Below are 20315 nucleotides of genomic sequence, written 5' to 3'. Positions count from 1 at the left end.
GCTTACTTGAAAAAAGCTCCGTTCATTTTATTCAATTTATGGTGATGGTATTAATACCATCATTCTCCAACATCAATGTGTACTCGAAGGTGGTATAAGACCTTCCATCGCTGTGAACGGTAATGGAACCTTCCATTTTCTCGATGAAATCTTTACAGATAATCAACGCCAAACCCGCTCCCCTTATGCCTTCTCTTACATATTTGCCCGGCACTTTGTATTCGAATATGTGATAGATCTCCACCTCCGAAATACCGGCACCGCCATTTGTAACGGAAATGACAGCACGTTCCTTATCGCGTGTGGCCCGGATGCTCACCGCACTGGCCTTGAGCGAGAATTTAATCGCATTATGCATGAGATTGCGATGCACGAATTGCAACATCTCCCTGTCGCCCCTGATCTTCAAACCCTCCGGGATCAGCACTTCCAGCCGCAGGCCTTTCGCCTGAATATCGGCGTCATACAGCTCCAGTACCTCATCCCACAGCGCGGCGAGCGAATGCGGCACCGGATTGTAATCGAATCCCGATAACTGCGACCGTATCCAGCTCAGCACGGTTTCAAAAAGCTTCAGCGTGTCTTTAGCCATGGCCGCAATCGTGTTTGCGATTTCCTCGTATTGCGCGGGCGTCAGGTCTTTCTTGCTGAAAAGCTCCGCCACATTGATAATGTGGCTTAATGGCGTCCGGAAATCATGCGCCAGTATGGTCAGCAGTTTATTCTTGAAATCATCATGCCGGTGCAACAGCTGGTTCTTTTCCGTGACCAGTCTGTTTACACCAACCACGCGATTCCGGATCTTCCTGTTTTCGGTTTTTCCATGATACCAGGTGTACAGCAACAGGCCCGTCAGCGCCACGCAAACCAACAGGAAAACGATAACGGTGGCGCGGTTGCGGCTCTCCATCCTGTCAAACGTTTCAGTCTGCTCCCGCAGTTGCCGGTCGAGCCGGTAATTATTCAATTCCTGGTCTCGCAGGAAGGATTCCATGTAATTCTGTTCCTGCCGCGAGCGGAGTTTTTCCTGGTGCATGGCGATTTCCTGGAGAATATCGGCATAGCGCAACGCCACGGCGGGATCGTTCTTTTTGTAATACTCGTAGAGGTCGACGACCGGTTTGATCATCAGTTTCCTGTACCCTCCGGCCGTGGCGGCCTCCAGCATGCGCTGGCGGTATTTGATGGAGTCCGGGTCGTTGAGGTAGGCGGTATAGATCACCATTTGGGCGTTTCCGTAGAGATCGAGGTAATGCATTTTTTCGGCGGCGGCGTGGGCGGTGAGCATGCGGAGCTGTTCCATGGCCAGGTCCAGTTTATTCTCCCCGACTTTCTCATGTGCGAGAAAGAGCCCTGTGTAAGTGATCATGCGGTCGTCGTGATAGCGGATGGCGATATCGCGTGCTTTGTGCAGCGCCCAGCGCGCGGAGTCGGCTTTGGCGGGATCGTTGTTAAAGACGATGTAATAGTTGGCGAGCATGGTGGACCAGACGGAATCCTTGAGCAGCCTGCTGCCTACGCCCATGGCCGATTCCATGTACCCGCGGGCCTGGGTTGCGTTGCCTTCGTAATGATAATAACCGCCGATGCAGTAGAGAGCCGTGCAGATGCCTGCCGAATCGCCGAGGGTGCCGTAAAGGCTGAGGGCTTCGAGATAGAGGCGGTGGGCGACGGCGGAATTGTTCTGGAAGGTGAAACATGCGCCCAGGTTCACGCTGGCGTCTGCCAGGCCTTTGGGGTAATGGATGCGGCGCGACAGGTCGCGGGCGCTTTCGGCGTAGTGCAGGCAGCTGTCGAGATGCGTTACCAGGTAGAGGGAGCTGATGTTATTGAGCCTGTCTGCATACAGGTTGCTGTCTGCCGCGTGTGCGAGTTCTTTTTTCTGTTGAAGGATGAGGGATTGCTGTGCGGCGGCGAAGAGGGGAGCCAGGAGGAGGCAAAAAAGGAGGGCCATGCCCTTAGCGGAGGGCCGGTTGGGGGTTGATGGAGGGAACGGGGCGTGGCTGGTCATATTGCTGTGTGTTTCCGGACTGGGGTCCGGCCGGTAACATGGCGCTGCTTATATATAATTTACGCAAAATCCGGCACTTTCAATATGTGGTAAGCCCACCAATTTTCATGTTAATCGTTTGCTAACACTTCCTTGTTCAAAAAATGAACAGAAACCTAACGAGCGGTATTCAAAATGAACAGAAATGAACGATCGTCGATCGATTGCAGTAATGTAATTTACGACCGTTAACGGACCAAGCGTTTCCCCGCCCGATGTTTACCTGCCGCCGCCGGCGTAGAGAGAAGAGAAGAAAAAAGCATTCATCCGGGAGAAGTATTGCCGGAACAAGATTAATGCGCTTTTTAACCAAACCTCCTATAATCATGGAAAACTTGCAAGTTCAAAATTTCGGTTGCCAGGAACTCGACGCAACTGCCGCCCAGGAAGTAAACGGGGGCTTCCTTTCCCTCGGCCTTAACAATGTAAATGGCAAAATCACACTTGGAGCACAACTTGACACCAACGCATTACTGGGCAGCCTTCCCGGCCTGCCCGGCACTGGCGGCGGCGGCCTCGATCTCGGCGGCCTTTTGTCACCGGTGACCAACCTGCTCAACAGCCTCCTCGGCGGCCTCGGCGGTGGCCTCCTGCGCTAGTCGTAACCTGAAACCCTGGTGGCGCCCCCGGTACTGGGCGCCACCACTTTTTTTACCCATAAACCTCTTATCCATGGAAAACTTCAAAATCGAAGAACTGGGCTGCGAAGAACTGAGCCAGCTCGAAGCCACAGACACCCAGGGCGGCCTCCTCGACATCGGCGGCCTCCTCGATGGCCTCCTCGGCGGCGTTCTCGGCGGCGGCGAAGGTAACCCCGTCGGCGGGCTCCTTTCCACCGTTACCAACCTCCTCAACAGCCTCCTCGGCAGCCTCGGCGGTATCGTAAGACCACTGTAACACGAGGGCCAAAGCTCATTCCAACGCTACATGCATCACAAGCGGCTGCCGCCACACACGTGCAGCCGCTTTTCTTTCCCCCCACCTTCCCCGCTACCCTTTTCCCCGAATCCTGTATTTTTGCTGCAAACAATATCACATGAGGATCGTCACTTACAACGTCAACGGCCTGCGCTCCGCTATGACCAAAGGATTCACCGAATGGCTCAAATCAGACCCCGCAGATATCATATGCCTCCAGGAAGTCAAAGCCCACCGCGAAAACGTCGACTTCCAGCAATTCGAGCAACTCGGCTACCACGATTACTGGCACCCCGCACAGAAAAAAGGATACAGCGGCGTCGCCATCCTCACCAAATTCAAACCCGATAACGTGCAATACGGTAACGGATACATGCAGAGCGATGCAGAAGGAAGAGTGATCCGCGCCGATTTCGGAGACGTCACCCTCATCAACGCCTACTTCCCCTCCGGAACCACCGGCGAAGAAAGACAAACCTATAAATACCAGTGGCTCGACGAGTTCTACGACTACCTCCAGCTCCTCCGGCAGGAAAGGCCCAACCTCATTGTAACAGGCGATTACAACATCGCCCACACGCCCATCGATATCCATAACCCCGTCGCCAATAGAGAATCCTCCGGCTTCCTGCCAGAAGAACGCGCCTGGATGACCAAGCTCCTCAGCAACGGTTTCGTGGATTCGTTCCGCAACTTCCACCCCACGCTGACCGACCAGTACTCCTGGTGGAGCTTCCGGGCCAACGCGCGCGGCAATAATAAAGGATGGCGCATCGACTACATCACCGTTACCGAACCCCTCCGCCCGCGGCTGGAAGAAGGCGCCATCTGGCCCGACGTCAAGCACAGCGACCACTGCCCCGTATACCTCAAACTCAAAAATGCATGATCATATATAACGTCACCACCAAAGTAACGCCCGCCGTCCATAGCCGCTGGCTGCAGTGGATGAAGGAAGAACATATCCCCCAGATCATCGGAACGGGGTTCTTCCACGACTACCGCATGTGCCGCCTCCTCGAGCAGGACGATTCCGACGGCCCCACCTACACCGTCCAGTACTTTACCGACACCCTCGAAAACTATTACACATACCTCCAGGAGCATGCGCCAGGCCTGCGGCAGCTGGCTTTCGACCTGTTCGGAGACCAGTTTGTAGCCTTCCGGACGGTGATGCAGGTGGTATAATGCGCATAACTTATCCACAGGAAATCCACTGTTTTCAAGGGAATGCGGGACTGGCATAAAACTTGGTCCTGGCGGGCGTTTCAGGGCAAATAGCATTCAAATTCAATGCAGTAGCGATTTTCAGCGGAATCATTAACATGCCGGCATACCGTTTTTGCATACCCCAATCTGCTGTAAACGTTACCTGTAGGGTTTTTCAGCCTGTGAAAAAAGTTTTGTGAAATTTGGTAATCTTCTAAAAGGCTTTATATTTGCTCACATCAAACATTTTCTCACTAGTTAAATCTTACTAACTATGAACAAAGGCGAACTGATCGAAAGAATTGCCAAAGATGCCGAAATCACCAAAACCCAGGCTAACGACGCGCTGGACGCATTCACCAAAGCCGTTACCGACAGCCTGAAAAAAGGTGGTAAAGTAACCCTGGTAGGCTTCGGTACTTTCTCCGTTTCCAAGCGTGCAGCTCGTAATGGCAGAAACCCTCAGACTGGCCAGATCATCAAGATCAAAGCTAAAAAAGTAGCTAAGTTCAAAGCTGGTAAAGCCCTGTCCGACAAGATCTAAGGCTTACCTACCCAACTTTATTAAGCAAGGAACACCAAAATGTTTCTTGCTTTTTTTATTTTTGCAGCCGGAAGCCTTCCTCCGGAGGCTGCTTCCGATTAACATTCATCAATTAAAAAATCATTCGACCATGGGTAGAGGTGATATCAAAACCAAGAAAGGCAAGATCTCCAACGGATCTTTTGGTAAAAGCCGTCCGGCTAAAACCAAGAAAGCCACTGCTGCAAAAGCCGCCGCTAAGCAAGCTTAATCCGCCGCAGCCAATAAAGGGGGATCCCGGGCATACGCCGCTATGGCAAATGACCGGGATCCCCCTTATTATTTACCTTATTCCTTCCCTGCGTCAGGGCGCCAGGCGCTCGATTTTCCAGTTGCCGGCCTCCAGCGTATACCGCAGCCGGTCGTGCAGGCGGCTGCTCCGCCCCTGCCAGAACTCCACTTTTTCAGGTACTACCATGTATCCGCCCCAATGCTCCGGGCGCTGCGGCGCATGCTGCAGATATTGCGCTTCGAGTTGCTTTACGGCATCTTCCAGCACTTCCCGCCCGCCGATCACCCGGCTCTGCGGGCTGGCGATGGCGCCGATGCGGCTGCCAACAGGGCGCGAATTGAAGTATTCGTCGCTCACGGCCGGCGGTACTTTCACCACTTTTCCTTCTACCCGCACCTGCCGTTCCAGCTCTTTCCAGAAAAAGAGCAGCGTGGCCCGGGGGTTTTCCGCCAGCTCCTGCCCCTTGCGGCTTTCGTAGTTCGTGAAGAACAGGAAACCCCGGGCGTCGAAGCTTTTGAGCAGCACGATCCGCGCAGATGGCATGCCGGCGGCCGTAGCCGTAGCCAGCGTCATGGCATTGGGCTCGTCGATCTCGCCCGCCAGCACTTCCTGCCACCAATGTTCAAATTGCTGCATGGGATTTGCTGCTACTTCCCGCTCGTTCAGCGTGGCGCGGCGGTAATCCTGCCGCAGGTCTGCTATCTTCTGATTGATCATCTTCCGGCTAATTTTTTACAAAATTACGGGTTATTGAACCTTCTGAGGCTGACGAGTGTCTCTATTACTGGTAATTTCCATCAACCCGAAAAAACATCACCATGCATAAACACCTTATTCTTCCCTTCACCCTCCTTACCCTTGCCGCCTGCCAGCAAAGCCCGAAATCCGCCGGATCGGCGGACAGCACCGTTGCCCCCGCCAATACCGCCGCCCTCACGCCCACCTGGGCCAAACGCTTTACCGGCACCATCGCCGGGCAGCCCGTAACCCTGTTGCTTCAACGGGCAGGCAGCGGCCCGGCAGACGTCCGGGGATGGTATGTTTACGATCACCACGGCGAACCAATTTCCCTGCGGCCGTTTTATGGCGAAAACCGGACAGACGACAGCATCATCGTTAACGAAGGATACACCGAAGACGATGGTGTGATTCGCGGGTTGGTGAGTGCCGACGGGCATTTCAAGGGAAAGTGGATCAACGCCAGGAACAATTTCGATTTCGACCTGTCGGAAAATAACGACAGCGCGATTATTTTTTCGGTCGTAGCGTTCACCGATTCCGTGAAATTGCTGCCCGATCATCCCAAATCCCCTGCCGCCACCGCCTCCGCATATACGGCCTGGCCCACCGGCGGGGCCGCTGCACCCGTCATTACCTTCCTGCAGCAATCCATCGCTCCGGGCCTCAAATCCGGCGAAACACCGGCTACCCTACTCAAAAACGGCGCGGATTCCTTTTTCGCCAGTTATAAAAGCGGTGCGGCCGGCGTGGATTCCGCCAGCATGAACGATGGCCCGTCGTGGCAATGGAGCGCCGAGTCCGGCTCGGTGGTAGCCTGGAACAAATGGCCCATCCTCGCCATCGAAAACTGGACCTACGATTTCACCGGCGGGGCACACGGTAACGGAGGCTCGCTCTTCACCGTTTGCGATCTTTCCCAATCCAAAAAACTAACCCCTGCCGATGTCTTCAAACCCGGCTACAAACCCGTTGTAACCGCCGCGCTGGAAAAATCCTACCGGAAAAAATACAAGGTTCCGGCCGGACAATCCCTCACCGATGCCGGGCTGCAAGTGAAGAAAATCGAGCCGGGAGATAATTTCTTCATCACTTCCCACGGCGCCGTTTTCAGCTACACGCCCTACGAAATCGCCGCCTATGCCGCCGGGCAGATCACCCTGTTCGTGCCCTGGGCCGATATCCAAACCGTAGTGCGCGAAGCGTATCTCCGGTAGCCCGCAGTTTCGCGGTTTTGTGGTAATTTACGCCCGTAATCTACGGCCATCATGAGAATGTTGATCTGGATGCTTACGGCGCTGGCCCCATTGTGTGCCTGCCAACCGGGGCATAGGAAATCCGCCGCTACCGGCGACAGTACCACCGCTGCCATCCAGGCGGCGCCCGTGCCCGTGGCCCCGTCTTTTTACATGCAACTCACCGGAAACCTGGCCGGCCAGCCTGTTACGATGCAGCTCGTGAAATACGCGCCGGGCAAATACGAAGGCTGGTATGTTTATGATAAAAGAGGCGAGCCCATCGGCATCACGCTGTCCCGCGAAACGGCCGACAGCCTGTTCTTCGCGGAATACGCCGGCGTGAAGAACGAAAATCTCTTCAGCGGCGTTTTTAATGGCGGGCAGTTCCATGGCGTGTGGACGGGCAATGACGATACGTTCGGTTTCGAACTGGAGAAAGATATGGACAGCGTCATCACGTTCGTTGCGTTTATGTTCGAAGATTCGGCGAAACTGCGCCCAAACGACCCGGCATCTCCCGTGGCCCGCTCGAGCGCGGCGATGGTATGGCCGCTGGGCGGGGCGGACCAGGACCTGATCGGTTTCCTCCGTAAATCCATGCAGCCGGAAATAAAGCCCGGCGACATGCCGGTGCAGCGGCTGAAATCTTCGGTATTGAGTTACCTTTCCGCTTACCAGGACAATGCGAAAATTACCGATTCATCTGATCTGGAATTCGGTCCGGGCGCCAGCTGGAACTGGGAGTCGCATGCAACGGAAAGCGTGGTATGGAATAAATACCCGTATCTCGCTATCGGCAAGATGGAATATGAATACAGCGGCGGGGCCCACGGGAACTACGGCACTACTTTTGAAGCATACGACCTCGCCGCGAAAAAGAAGCTGAAAGTGACCGATGTGTTCAAAACGGGATATAAGCCCGTGGTAGGCGCCGCACTCGAAAAATCCTACCGCAAACAGTTCCGCGTGCCCGCGGGGGAACCGCTGGATAAGGGGTTTCTCTTCAACAGGCATATCGAGCCGAATGACAATTTTTACCTGACAGACAAAGGGGCCGTTTTCAGTTTCGTTCCCTATGAAATCGCCGCATACGCAGCCGGACAGATCACTTTATTCGTTCCCTGGAACGAGATCCGCTCCGTCGTGCAGCCGGCATATTTACCAACTAAGCCATGAGCAATCCGCAACAGGAACAATATAACCAACGGTACGAAGAAGTGTACGCCCGCTTGAACAGCGCGCAAAGGGAAGCTGTAGACAATACTGAAGGCCCGGTGATGGTGATCGCCGGACCGGGTACGGGTAAAACGCAGATCCTGGCGTCGCGCATCGGCAAAATCCTCCGCGACACCGACTTCCTCCCCCACAACATCCTCTGCCTCACCTACACCGACGCGGGCACGGTGGCCATGCGCAAAAGGCTTACCGATTTCATCGGGCCGGATGCCTACCGCGTCAATATTCATACTTTCCACTCGTTCTGCAACGAAGTGATACAGGATAACCTGTCGCTGTTCGAGAAGAATGTGCTGGACCCGATCTCCGACCTGGAGAAAATCCAGCTGCTCAAAACCCTTATCGACGGCTTCTCCAAAGAAAACCCGCTCAAGCGTTACCGGGGCGATGTGTATTTCGACATGCGCAACCTGTCGAACCTGTTTTCCACCATGAAGCGCGAGGGCTGGACGGTGCCTTTCATCCGCGAGCGTGTGGAAGCCTACGTCGAAAGCCTGCCTGAGCGGGAAGAGTATATCTATAAACGCAACCAGGGCCGGTTCAGGAAAGGCGATCTCAAACAGGAAAAAATCAACGGCGAAAGGGAGAAAATGGCGAGATTACTGGCGGCCGTCGAGCAGTTCGACATCTTCCAGCAGCTTATGCACAAGGCAAACCGCTACGATTTCGACGATATGATCAACTGGGTGATCCGCGCGTTCCGCGAACATCCCAACCTGCTGCTCGATTACAAGGAAAGATTTCAATATATACTGGTCGACGAATACCAGGACACCAGCGGTACCCAGAACATCCTCATCGGGCTGCTTACTTCCGGCGAGGAAAAGCCGAATGTGTTCGTGGTGGGGGATGATGACCAGTCGATTTACCGCTTCCAGGGCGCCAACGTGGAGAACATGGAGCAATTCGCCAACGACCACCTGGCGCACGACCTGCGGACGGTGGTGCTGACGCAGAATTACCGTTCGGTGCAGAATATCCTGGACGTGTCGATGTCGGTGATCGCGCATAACGAGGGCTCGCGGCTGGTGGATAAGTTGCCGGGATTGAGCAAGCAGCTGAAAGCATCCAACGACAAGCTGACGCCGCTGAACCTCCCGCCTGTGATCCGCCGGTACAACACGCCCCGCGATGAAATGGCGCATATCACGCTCGAAGTGGAACGCATCCTGGCGAAGGGCGTTATCCCGGGGAAGATCGCCATCATATATAAAGAGAACAAGTACGGCGAAGAGCTGGCGCAGTATTTCCGGCTGAAGGGCGTTCCCTTCTTCTCGAAGCGCAACCAGAACCTCTTCGAGATCCCTTTCGCCAAAAAGGTGCTGCAGATCCTGCGTTACATCGCGCGGGAGCTGGAAACGCCTTACAGCGGCGACGATATTCTTTTCGAGCTGATGCATTATGATTTCTATAAAGTGCCGCCCATCGAAACGGCGCGCATCAGCATAGAGGTGGCGGAAAAAGGCTATGCCGAAAAATCCTCCATCCGCAAATACCTCCAGGAATGGGTGGGCACCCGCAACCCGACGTTGTTCTCGCTCGCCCCGCACGACGAAGCCCTGCGGCTGGCGCGCCTCCTCGAAAAATGGATCGGCGACGCCCACAACATCACCCTGCAGCAGCTGTTCTCCAACGTCATCAGCGAAGGCGGCATCATCAATTATATCATGGCCAGCCCGGAAAAAATCTGGCTTATGAAAGTGCTCCAGGCGCTGTTCGATTTCGTCAAGGAAGAAACACGGCGCCACCCCGAAATGGGCATCGTGAAACTCTTCGAAACCATCGACCTGATGGCATCCAACGGGCTGTCCATCCCGCTGATCCAGGTTTCCGGGAACGAAAAAGGCGTGAACCTGCTGACAGCGCACGGGTCAAAGGGACTGGAATTCGAATATGTGTTCCTCGCCGGGGTGACGTCCAACATCTGGGAAGACAAGAAAAAGATGAGCGGCGGCTTTTCTTTCCCCGACACCGTTTTTTCCACCGAAGCCATTTCTACCGACCAGCAGGAACTGCGGCGGTTATTTTACGTGGCCATCACCCGCGCCGAAAAACACCTCTACATCAGCTACCCCGACTTCAAACAGGATGGCAAGCCATTGGTTCCCAGCGTTTTCGTGGCGGAGATCCAGCAGGTGCACCAATTGCCCGTGGAAGCCGTGACTATGCCCGACGAAACGATGTTCGAGTTTGAAATCCTGCAATACGGCAAGGAACAGGCGCCGGAGATCGAGAAAGTGGACCAGCTTTTCGTAGACACCCTGCTGAGCGGCTTCACCATGAACGTGACGGCGCTCAACAACTACCTGCATTGCCCGCTTTCCTTCTTCTACCAAAATCTTTTGCGCGTGCCTTCCGGCCGTTCGGAGAACACGGAATTTGGGTCGGCGGTGCACTTTGCGCTGGAGAAGCTGTTCCAGAAAATGCAGGAGAAAAACGAGTTTCCGCCGAAGGAAGAGTTCATCAAAGACTTCCGCTACAGCATGCTCCGCAGCCGCGAAGCCTTTACCAAAGAGGCTTTCAACCGGAGAATGGAGTACGGGGAAGATATCCTGACCAATTATTACGACAAATACCTGCCCGTCTGGAACCGCATCGTGAGCATCGAGCGGAACGTACGCAACGTGGTGGTGAACGGCGTGCCGCTGAAAGGGAAGATCGACAAGCTCGAATTCAACGGCAGCGACGTGAACGTGGTGGATTACAAGACCGGGGATTACGAGAAAACGAAGAAAGACTACAGGAAATTCGACCGGCCCAACGACCGCAACCCCAACGGGGGCGACTATTGGCGGCAGGCGGTGTTCTATAAAATCCTGCTCGACAACTACAAGCAAAAGAACTGGCATGTGGTGAGCACGGAATTCGATTTCGTGGAGCCGAACAAGCAGAAGGAATATTTCAAGGAGAAGATCGACATCCTTCCGGAGGATATCACCACGGTAAGCCAGCAGATCCGGGACACCTGGGTCCGCATCCAGAACAAGGAATTTTATACCGGCTGCGGCAAAGACGACTGCCGTTGGTGCAACTTCGTGAAAGACAATAAGCTGGAGGTGGCCCTGCACACCCTGGTGGAGGAGGAAGAATAAATAATGGCTAACAAACAGTAAGTTTGCAAATCATAAAATTCAGCGAATAGGAATTATGGATCATATCATGCGTGGCTGGATCGGCTTTTGGATCGTTGTGGCGGTGTACGGTATCTTTTTTACCAGTTGCGCCAACATCGTGCCGCCCGGGGGCGGTCCGCGGGACACCCTGGCGCCGAGGGTCCTTTCCATCTCCCCGCCCGACTCCACCCTTCATTTCAAAGCCCAGAAAGTTACTTTCCGGTTCGACGAGTACGTGGAGCTGGATAATGTGCTGGAGAAACTGATCGTTTCGCCCACGCTGAAGCGCACGCCGGTGATCCTGGCCAAGCTGCGCACCATCACCATGGAAATCAAGGATTCCCTGCAACCGAATACCACCTACACCTTCAATCTCGGCGACGCGGTGAAGGACGTGAATGAGCGCAACCCGATCGAGGACTTCCAATATGTGGTGTCTACCGGCGATTACCTGGATTCGCTCACGCTCACGGGCACCATCCTCATTGCTGAAACCGGCAAACCGGACAGTAACGTGGCCGTGATGCTGTATTCGAATATTACGGAAGACTCCGTGGTGTCGAAGGAAAAACCGTTGTACCTGGCCAAAACCCGTGGCAACGGCAGTTTCCGTTTTAAAAACCTGAAACCCGGGACTTACAAGATATTCGCGCTGAAAGAAGAAAACCGCGACTTTCAATACACGGAAGCTACGGAGTTGATCGCTTTCCGCGAGGAGCCGCTCGACCTTACCGAAGCCATGAGCGACATCAACATGGCGCTGTTCAAGGAACCGGATTCGTTACGGCCGAAATACGAAGAGCTCGACGTGCCGGAAGAGCCGCAGCCGCAGGAAGACAAGAAGAAAGACGATAAGAAAAAACCCAAGCTGCTGGCCAGCGCCGAATTGAGCGGCGGCCGCCAGGAGCTGGGCGACAGCCTTACGCTTTCCTTCAATTTCCCGCTCCGCAGCCTGGATTCGTCCGTGGTGCAGCTGCTGGAAGACACGACCCGCCGGCCGGTTACGTTCGGGATTTCCCCGGCGGACACTACGGCCAAGCGGTACAAACTCGCCTATAACTGGAAGCCCGGCAAGCCGTATGAGCTCATTCTCCCGGCGGGCTTCGCCACTGATACCACCGGCCTGCAAACCGCCAAAGCGGATACTGTCCGCTTCGAAGCCAAACAGCTCGACGATTACGGCACCGTTACCGTTGAGGTGACCATCGGCGACAGCGCCCGCCACATCCTCCCCGAAAGCGATACCAGCTACCAGTTTGTGGTACAGCTCGTCAGCGGCGGCAAGGAGGTGAAATATTCCGGTCCGGCAAAGAACGGCAAATGGGAACGCGGGCTTATCCAGCCCGGGGAGTACGAAATCCGGATCATCGTTGACCGGAACTTCAACGGCGTCTGGGACACGGGCATCTATTACCGGAACCCCAAAAAGCAGCCGGAGACGGTGTTTACTTTCAAAGATCCCATCAACGTCAAAAAGAACTGGACGGTTCCCACTAACGTCAAACTATAGCCATTATCCGTAATTTTGCCGTATGATCTTCTCTTCCGCATTGATAGAAAATGCAGTCAGCGAGTTTGCCCGGCTGCCGGGCGTGGGCAAGAAAACGGCTTTAAGGCTGGTGCTGCACATGCTGAAACAGGAAACGGCCCAGGTAGAGCTGTTCGCGGAGACCATCGCCAAAATGCGGCGGCAGATCAAATTCTGCAAAACCTGCCACAACGTTTCCGACGAAGATACCTGTACGATTTGCGCCAACGCGTCGCGCAACCATAAAGTGGTGTGCGTCGTGGAATCGATCCGCGACGTGATCGCCATCGAAAATACCCAGCAGTTTAACGGGGTGTACCATGTGCTGGGTGGGATTATTTCTCCCATCGACGGGATCGGTCCCGACCAGCTGCAGATCCATTCGCTCGTGGAGCGGGTGCAGCAGCAGGGCGTGGAAGAGGTGATTATGGCCCTCAGCCCCACCATCGAAGGGGATACGACCATTTATTACCTGTCTAAAAAACTGAAGGATTATCCGGTGAAAGTGACCACTATCGCCCGGGGGATCGCTTTCGGCGGGGAACTGGAATATGCCGACGAAATGACGCTCGCCCGCTCGCTCACCAATCGCCTGCCGCTCGACAACTACCTCCAGCAAGGCAAATAGGGCTTGATTTTTGGGCGTTGCTACGTATATTTATAGACACGTCTCAGATTTAACCATCTTTCAAAATTGACTGAACATGCTTAAAATATTGCTGCTTTCCGCATTCTTCCCGTTTCTATTCGGTAATGTGTATGATTTCAAGGTTGACGCCATTGAAGGCGGGAAGATTGATTTTTCGAAATATAAAGGCAAGAAGATATTGATTGTCAACACGGCATCGCAGTGCGGCAACACGCCGCAGTACGCCGAACTGGAAAAGCTGTACAAGAAATACCAGGGTAAACTGGTGATCGTAGGCTTTCCCGCCAATAATTTCGGCGGCCAGGAACCCGGTTCCAATGCCGATATAAAGGCTTTCTGCACCAAAGAGTACGCGGTAACATTCCCCATGGCCGCGAAAATCTCCGTAAAAGGGGCGGATATCCACCCGATTTATAAATGGCTGGGGGATGAAGCCAAAGCCAGGCAGCTCGACGGTGGCGAGGTTACCTGGAATTTCCAGAAATTCCTGCTGAACGAGAAAGGCGAGCTCATCGCCGTTTTCAAACCGCGCACGGCCCCCAATGCTCCTGAAGTGATCGCCGCCATCGAAGGGAAATAGGCAATTATGCTGTATTTTTACGGCTATGTTTTTCGCGGATATCATCGGACAGGAAGCGACTCGCGCTCAGATTCTTCATGCGGTGGAGCACAACCGGCTCAGCCACGCCATGATCATGCTGGCCCCCGAAGGCGCCGGCGGTTTGCCCATGGGACTGGCTTTTGCGCAATACCTCGTTTGTGAAGACCGCCAGGAAAATGACGCCTGCGGCAAGTGCCAGGCCTGCGTCAAATCGAGTAAGTACATCCATCCAGATATTCATTTCTCGTACCCGGTCATCCCCCGCAAATCGGGCGACAAGCCGGTGAGCACTGATTACATCGCCGAGTGGCGGGAATTCATCGGGCAGCAGCCGTATGGGAACGCGTACGACTGGCTGCAGTTCATCGGCGCGGAGAACAAGCAGGGTAATATCACGGCCCATGAGTGCCAGGACATTATCCGGAAGCTGAACCTGAAAAGTTTCGAGAGCCAGTATAAGATCCTGCTCATGTGGATGCCGGAGTATCTCGGGAACGAGGGCAACCGGTTGCTGAAGCTCATCGAGGAGCCGCCGGCCAATACGGTTTTTATCCTTGTGGCGGAGAACCAGGAGCAGATCCTGGCTACCATTCTCTCCCGGACCCAGCTCATCAAGATCAACCCGTTACCGAAAGACGATATCGTGAAGGCCCTGGCACAAAGGAACGCCGTTCCGGAAACGCGCGCCCGCCAGATCGCCACCATCGCGTCGGGCAATTACCGGGAAGCGCTGCATTTGCTCAACCATTCCGACAACGATTACCACGAACTGCTGCGTAACTGGCTGAATGCCATCTTCATGAACAACAGGGCGGGGCTCCAGGAATGGGTGGATCATATCGCCAGCGCCAAAATGGGCCGCGAGAACCAGAAGCAGTTCCTCCGGTATTTCATCAACGTGCTGGAGCACAGCCTGCGCGTCCAGTACATGGATCCCGCGCAACTGGCGTTTTCCGCGGAAGAGATCGATTTCGCCGAAAAACTGAAAAAACTGGCCAACCTGGGGCAGATGAGCCTGATCATGGAGGAGCTCGACAACGCGTTTTACCATATCGAGCGGAATGCTAACGGGAAAATCCTGTTTCATGCGCTCTCCATCAGGCTGCAGTACATCTTTAAGGGGCGGCCCCTGCCTGTTTAGCTGTCAACAAATTAACGTACCTTTGACCGGCTATTTCCCTATACAGCCCTTTTGATATTGAAAGTAAATGCGTACTTTTAGTCACCTGGGTCCCAGGGATCAACATTTTTTAAATTAATAAACATAATAATATGGCTTGTGCCGGATGTGGTACGGGTGCAGAGGGGAAGCCGGCGGGATGCAAAAGTAATGGAGGCTGCAGCAGCGGCGGATGTAACCGCCTCAATGTCTTCGACTGGCTTTCCAATATTCCCTTGAGTGATAGTTTAGCACCATTCGATATTTTAGAAGTAAGTTTTAATAACGGTAGTCGCAAAGATTTTTTCAGGAATTCCACCAAACAGCAATTTGAAAAAGGCGAAATGGTGGCCGTGGAAGGAATCAGCGGTTTCGACGTTGGCATGGTCAACCTCACCGGGGAACTGGTGAAGCTGCAGATGAAGAAGCGACGGGTAGAAGATACGCCCGAAGTGAAAAAAGTGCTCCGCCGCGCCTCGAACGACGACATGAACCGCATGTCGGAGAACAAAAACCGCGAACGCGACGCCCTCATTAAAGCTCGCGCCATCGCCCGCAACCTGGGCCTGGAAATGAAACTCGCAGAAGTGGAAATCCAGGCGGACGGCCGTAAGGCGACTTTCTTCTACACGGCAGACGACCGTGTCGATTTCCGTGAGCTGATCAAAGTATATGCTTCCGAATTCCGGGTGAAGGTGGAAATGCGCCAGATCGGCGCCCGCCAGGAAGCCGGAAAAGTAGGCGGTATCGGCTCCTGCGGCCGCGAATTGTGCTGCTCCACCTGGCTGACCGACTTCAAATCGGTAAATACGACTGCCGCCCGTTACCAAAACCTCTCCATCAACCAGGCAAAGCTTTCCGGCCAGTGCGGCCGCCTGAAATGCTGCCTGAACTACGAACTGGATACCTATCTCGACGCCCTGAAGGATTTCCCAGACGACTGCGATGTAATCGAAACCTCTACCGGTAAAGCTTCGCTGCAGAAAAGGGACATCTTCAAGAACCTGATGTGGTATTCCTACGACAACAGCAATAAACAATACCCGCTCACCATTTCCCGCGTGAAGGAAATCCGCCAGCTTAACATGCAGGGCATCCGCCCCGATGAGCTGAAAGCGGTGGAAGTGGTGACCTCCAAACCGAATAAGGAAGCCGATCTCGGATTTGCCGACGTAGTTGGCCAGATCAGCCTCCGCTCCCTCGAAAAAGCATCCCAGAAGCGCAAAGCGAAAAACCGCGAAAAGCAGCAAAAGGATCAGCAGCAACAACGGGAAAAAGGCAAAGGCGGCGAACAACAGGCGCGCCAGGGCGGTCAACAGCAACCCCGGCAAGGCGGACGACCCGAGCAAAAAGGCCGTGAGCGAGGCGATCAAAAGCCCCGCGAACCCAGGCCCGACAACCGCGGCGGTGAACAGAAGCCACGCGAAAACCGCGGCGACCAAAAACCGCGCGAACCGCGTCCGGACAACCGTGGCGGCGAACAGAAACCACGCGAAAACCGTGGCGACCAGAAGCCCCGCGAACCCAGGCCCGACAACCGCGGCGGTGAACAAAAGCCACGCGAAAACCGCCCTCCCCGCGAACCCAGGCCTGACAACCGCGGAGGCGAACAGAAGCCACGCGAGCCACGCCCGCCGAGGGAACCCCGCGAACCGCGCGATCCCAAACCGGAAAACAAACAATAATTTTCAAGTACTTTCGTAATATAGCAGAGACGCACAGTGGTGCGTCTCTCTTTTTATTATATCATGATCGGCTTTCCGCCCCGATATAGCACCTACACCACGCTCTCCCACCGCAATACGGAGGAACGGCTCATCCTTTTCTGGCTCGCGGCCGAAAGCCTCGAATGGGAAGTTGGCACCGCCACCCCCGACAGCCTCACTGCTTTCACCCCGTTCAGCCTACGGTCCTGGAACGAACAGGTCAGCATCGACTTCTCCGGCGACGAGATCGAGCTGTTCAGCGTGTCTACCGGCGTGCAGATCCTGGATTTCGGGCGTAACCGCCAGAACGTGATCCGCTTGTTGCGCGCACTGCATACCATCGATGCGGCGATTTCTCCTGAAGAACTCCATGCAGCGGCTGAAGAACGCCGGCAGTTTATCCGGCCGGAAGGGGAAACGGTCCACCTGACGAGGAGCCGCCGCGTGGTGAATGGTTTCACGCAGGTATTCAAACCCGTGAAAGGCTACTTCGTGACGCCGATCCTCATCGTGCTCAATGCGCTGGTGTTCCTCATCTTGACCAACAAATGGCTGTTCCCCGCCAGCAGCGGCTGGACGCCCGCCGGCGACGCCCTGGAAATAGTAGGCGCCAACTACAAACCGCTCACGCTCTTCGGGGAGCCCTGGCGGCTGGTCACCTCCGGGTTCATGCACGCGAACCTGTTTCACCTATTTTTCAATATGTACGCGGTGATGATGTGCGGCATTTACCTGGAGCCCCTGCTCGGAAGGGCCCGGTTCGCCATCGTGTACCTCCTATGCGGCATCGGCGGCGCGCTGGCCAGCCTCTGGTGGTACGATATCACGCCGTCGCTGGGTGCTTCGGCGTCTGTTTTCGGGCTTTTCGGGTTCATTCTTGCCCTGCTGTTCCATCAATTCATCGAGCCGCGCGAACGCAAAGCCCTGCTGGTCAGCATCGGGATTTACCTGGTCATGAACCTCGCATCCATCTTCTTTTCTACGAATTACGACCACGCCGCGCACTTTGGCGGCCTGTTCAGCGGATTGATGCTGGGATTGCTATGGCTCCCCTCCCTCCGCCCCGGCGCCTCTTCACAACAAAAAACCATGTCGGTCGGGCTGGGCCTGGCCGTGAGTACCGCCATTTTCACCACCGCCTACTTCCTGGCGCCCAGGGATGTCAAAACCTATCTTGCCAAGCGCGACCAGATGGACCAGAACTACCTCCTGGCTTCCGGCGCATACACCGCGCGTACCAACGAAGACCGCATGAAATGGCTGCAGAATTACGCCATTTATTATATGGACGAAAACCTCCGCATCATGGACCAGGTAGATAGCATGCGGCTGCCGCCCGATTCCCGGCGGCAAAACCGCATCCTGCGTAAAATCTATACCACGCAGCGCCAGCTTTTCGACTGGAATTACAGAACGCTGGCCGAAGGGAAAAACCCCTACGACGCACAGATCATCCGCGCCCTGCACGAGCTGGACAAACTGCAGCAGCAGCTCGATGAATAACGCCTACTTTTCTTCCTCGAAATACAATTTGTAATACTGCATCTGGCGCTCTTCGTCGTACCCGCGCTCGATCAGCTCGCGGTTGCCGTGCACATACACGTGGAAGTTGCGGTCGAGTTTGAGGATGCTTTTGAAGAATTTCTGCCCTTTTTTGAAAGCGGGATTGCTGATCTCGAACTCGTCGGGCACGTCGAGTTTGTATTCATTTTTATAATGTTCGCGGTAATCGCGGAAGGCATCCACCGCATCAGGGTGGCCCAGCACTTCTTCCGCGAACTCATCCATTTTGAATTCTTCCTTTTCCTTGAAGTAAGTGGCTGATTTTTTCAGCAGCTCGATCTGGTCGATACGCGACATTTCGAACTCTTCTGGCAGCTTTTTCTGGATGAATTGCTGGCAGAGGTCCACCATCGTTTCGGTCTGGTGATAGCTGTCTTCGCGGCGCTGCACCTGCAGGAAGGCGTCTTTCCAGTACACGGCTTCATTTTGCTTGCTGATGCTGTCCACGATGCTCACCTTGAAGCCTTCTTCCTGCTCTACGTTGAAGATGAGGCAGCCTTTGTCGAGCTTATTGATGTTGATACCGTCGTCGTAGTTGAGCTGGTAGTTGTCGTCGTTGAGGAAGACTTTCAGGTAGGTGTCGCGGTTTTCGGATTTGAAGATGCCGATGGCTTCCACTTCCTCGCCGTCGACCTGGCATTTGCTGAAATGGGTAATGTATAATTCCCCGCCCTTGATCTTGGGGTGGGTGGAATGTTTATAGAGATGTTTGGCGATGTTGACGGACTGGTCCTGGAAATTATCCTTGTTTTCGAAGATGAGGCTGCAATATTTGTAGACTTCGTTGAGCTGGATATCGGCTTCGTGGGTGAAGCGGAAATATTCAGCCGCGTTGGCGAAGGGTTGGATGAAATAGCTGAGGAGCAGGGTGCCGATGGTTTCGTCCTGCAGTTCGAGCGGTTGCTGGGAAAGCACCAGGGGCTCGTCGTTATTACCATTGCCTACCTTGTGGATGGTGAGCAGTTCCAGGTCTTTGATATCCGATACATGAATCATACGGGCTGCAAATTAGGGGCATTTCCCATTTTACGGCAAAAAAATTAATTTACCGGAATGAAATGCCTTGCAACTGTCCTCCTGTCACTGTTTACGACTACGGTATCTGCGCAGAACGTACCTTACATCGCCCATGACCTTACGAAGGAAAACATGTTTTCCACCAATATCGAAGGGCCGAATTTCGATAGCCGGGGCCGGCTTTTCGTAGTGAATTTCAAGCACGACGGCACCGTGGGCCTCATCAGCCCGCATACAGGCCGTGGTTCCGTGTTTGTGCAGCTGCCGGACAGCAGTATCGCCAACAGCATCGTCTTCGACCGGCAGGGCAATATGTTGCTGGCCGATTTCGTGGGGCATAACATCCTGAAAGTCAACATGAAAACCCGCGACATCAGCGTTTTCTGCCATTCCGGTAAATTCAATCAACCCAACGATTTCTGCATCAACGCCAAAGGCCAGCTTTTCGCATCCGATCCCAACTGGAAGAGCGGCACCGGCCAGATCTGGCGCATTGATCCCGACGGTACGCCCACGCTTCTCGACGGCAATATGGGTACCACCAACGGCATCTGCCTCAGCCCCGACGAAAAAATCCTCTACGTAAATGAAAGCGTACAGCGCAAAATCTGGAAATTCGACGTGGATGAAGCCGGCAACATTTCCAACAAACGCCTTTTCGCCGAGTTCCCCGATTTCGGCTTCGACGGTATGAAAACCGACCGTGAAGGCAATCTCTACGTGACGCGTTACGGCAAAGGCACCATCGCCATGCTGCGCGCCGTGCTGGACAACC

Annotated in this window: 19 protein-coding genes; 16 read left to right on the top strand and 3 right to left on the bottom strand. The window is 54.5% G+C overall.

Translation table 11 applies throughout. The features are described 5' to 3' along the window. Positions 1-31: 31 nt before the first annotated feature. The gene (locus tag Q0510_RS09650) at positions 32-2011 is read right to left on the bottom strand and encodes a HAMP domain-containing sensor histidine kinase (protein WP_298710456.1); all 1980 of its coding nucleotides are present in this window, start codon (positions 2009-2011) and stop codon (positions 32-34) included. Positions 2012-2376: 365 nt separating this feature from the next. On the opposite strand from Q0510_RS09650, the gene Q0510_RS09645 reads away from it, so the two are divergent. From Q0510_RS09645 to Q0510_RS09620, 6 genes are all read left to right on the top strand, one after another. Beyond that, positions 2377-2649: a hypothetical protein gene (locus Q0510_RS09645; RefSeq protein WP_298710454.1), complete on the top strand. Its 273-nt coding sequence runs from the start codon at positions 2377-2379 to the stop codon at positions 2647-2649. A 73-nt stretch (positions 2650-2722) separates the two neighbouring features. Continuing rightward, entirely contained in the window at positions 2723-2947 is a 225-nt protein-coding gene (locus Q0510_RS09640; RefSeq protein ID WP_298710452.1) for a hypothetical protein, read from the top strand. A 139-nt stretch (positions 2948-3086) separates the two neighbouring features. After that, the gene (locus Q0510_RS09635; RefSeq protein WP_298710450.1) at positions 3087-3857 is read left to right on the top strand and encodes an exodeoxyribonuclease III; all 771 of its coding nucleotides are present in this window, start codon (positions 3087-3089) and stop codon (positions 3855-3857) included. Beyond that, entirely contained in the window at positions 3854-4156 is a 303-nt protein-coding gene (locus tag Q0510_RS09630; RefSeq protein WP_298710448.1) for a DUF4286 family protein, read from the top strand. The genes Q0510_RS09635 and Q0510_RS09630 overlap by 4 nt, the downstream gene beginning before the upstream one ends. 295 nt (positions 4157-4451) lie before the next feature. Beyond that, a complete protein-coding gene (locus Q0510_RS09625) occupies positions 4452-4721 on the top strand; it encodes an HU family DNA-binding protein (RefSeq protein WP_298710446.1) in 270 nt (89 codons plus the stop codon). A gap of 130 nt (positions 4722-4851) precedes the next feature. Then, positions 4852-4971, top strand: coding sequence for a 30S ribosomal protein THX (locus Q0510_RS09620; RefSeq protein WP_298710444.1), 120 nt, complete (start codon positions 4852-4854; stop codon positions 4969-4971). A gap of 93 nt (positions 4972-5064) precedes the next feature. Here Q0510_RS09620 and pdxH read toward each other — a convergent pair whose 3' ends face one another. Next, a complete protein-coding gene (gene pdxH / locus Q0510_RS09615) occupies positions 5065-5709 on the bottom strand; it encodes a pyridoxamine 5'-phosphate oxidase (RefSeq protein WP_298710442.1) in 645 nt (214 codons plus the stop codon). Between the two features lie 101 nt (positions 5710-5810). On the opposite strand from pdxH, the gene Q0510_RS09610 reads away from it, so the two are divergent. From Q0510_RS09610 to Q0510_RS09570, 9 genes are all read left to right on the top strand, one after another. Further along, positions 5811-6947, top strand: a complete 1137-nt coding sequence (locus Q0510_RS09610; protein ID WP_298710440.1) for a DUF3298 and DUF4163 domain-containing protein — start codon at positions 5811-5813, stop codon at positions 6945-6947. Between the two features lie 51 nt (positions 6948-6998). Next, positions 6999-8144 (top strand): DUF3298 and DUF4163 domain-containing protein, encoded by a 1146-nt coding sequence (locus tag Q0510_RS09605; RefSeq protein WP_298710438.1) that lies wholly within the window; start codon positions 6999-7001, stop codon positions 8142-8144. After that, entirely contained in the window at positions 8141-11296 is a 3156-nt protein-coding gene (locus tag Q0510_RS09600) for an ATP-dependent DNA helicase (protein WP_298710436.1), read from the top strand. Before Q0510_RS09605 ends, Q0510_RS09600 begins: the two co-directional genes overlap by 4 nt. Before the next feature lie 55 nt (positions 11297-11351). Continuing rightward, entirely contained in the window at positions 11352-12827 is a 1476-nt protein-coding gene (locus Q0510_RS09595; RefSeq protein WP_298710434.1) for an Ig-like domain-containing domain, read from the top strand. A gap of 22 nt (positions 12828-12849) precedes the next feature. Further along, the gene (recR, locus tag Q0510_RS09590) at positions 12850-13473 is read left to right on the top strand and encodes a recombination mediator RecR (protein ID WP_298710432.1); all 624 of its coding nucleotides are present in this window, start codon (positions 12850-12852) and stop codon (positions 13471-13473) included. 76 nt (positions 13474-13549) lie between these two features. Further along, positions 13550-14074: a glutathione peroxidase gene (locus tag Q0510_RS09585; protein ID WP_298710431.1), complete on the top strand. Its 525-nt coding sequence runs from the start codon at positions 13550-13552 to the stop codon at positions 14072-14074. Positions 14075-14099: 25 nt separating this feature from the next. Beyond that, on the top strand, positions 14100-15236 hold the full coding sequence (locus Q0510_RS09580; protein WP_298710429.1) for a DNA polymerase III subunit delta': 1137 nt from the start codon (positions 14100-14102) through the stop codon (positions 15234-15236). 362 nt (positions 15237-15598) lie between these two features. Beyond that, entirely contained in the window at positions 15599-16939 is a 1341-nt protein-coding gene (gene ricT, locus Q0510_RS09575; RefSeq protein ID WP_298710427.1) for a regulatory iron-sulfur-containing complex subunit RicT, read from the top strand. Positions 16940-17002: 63 nt separating this feature from the next. Further along, the gene (locus Q0510_RS09570) at positions 17003-18463 is read left to right on the top strand and encodes a rhomboid family intramembrane serine protease (protein ID WP_298710425.1); all 1461 of its coding nucleotides are present in this window, start codon (positions 17003-17005) and stop codon (positions 18461-18463) included. Between the two features lie 3 nt (positions 18464-18466). Here Q0510_RS09570 and Q0510_RS09565 read toward each other — a convergent pair whose 3' ends face one another. Further along, positions 18467-19519, bottom strand: a complete 1053-nt coding sequence (locus tag Q0510_RS09565; protein ID WP_298710423.1) for a nucleoid-associated protein — start codon at positions 19517-19519, stop codon at positions 18467-18469. Positions 19520-19576: 57 nt separating this feature from the next. On the opposite strand from Q0510_RS09565, the gene Q0510_RS09560 reads away from it, so the two are divergent. Continuing rightward, positions 19577-20315, top strand: a 739-nt coding sequence (locus Q0510_RS09560; RefSeq protein WP_298710421.1) for an SMP-30/gluconolactonase/LRE family protein, incomplete at its 3' end; no start/stop codon positions are given.

The organism is uncultured Chitinophaga sp. (assembly GCF_937874145.1).
GTDB lineage: Bacteria > Bacteroidota > Bacteroidia > Chitinophagales > Chitinophagaceae > Chitinophaga.
Note: the sequence above shows the minus strand (reverse complement) of the source record. Positions and strands in the feature narration are given on the sequence as shown.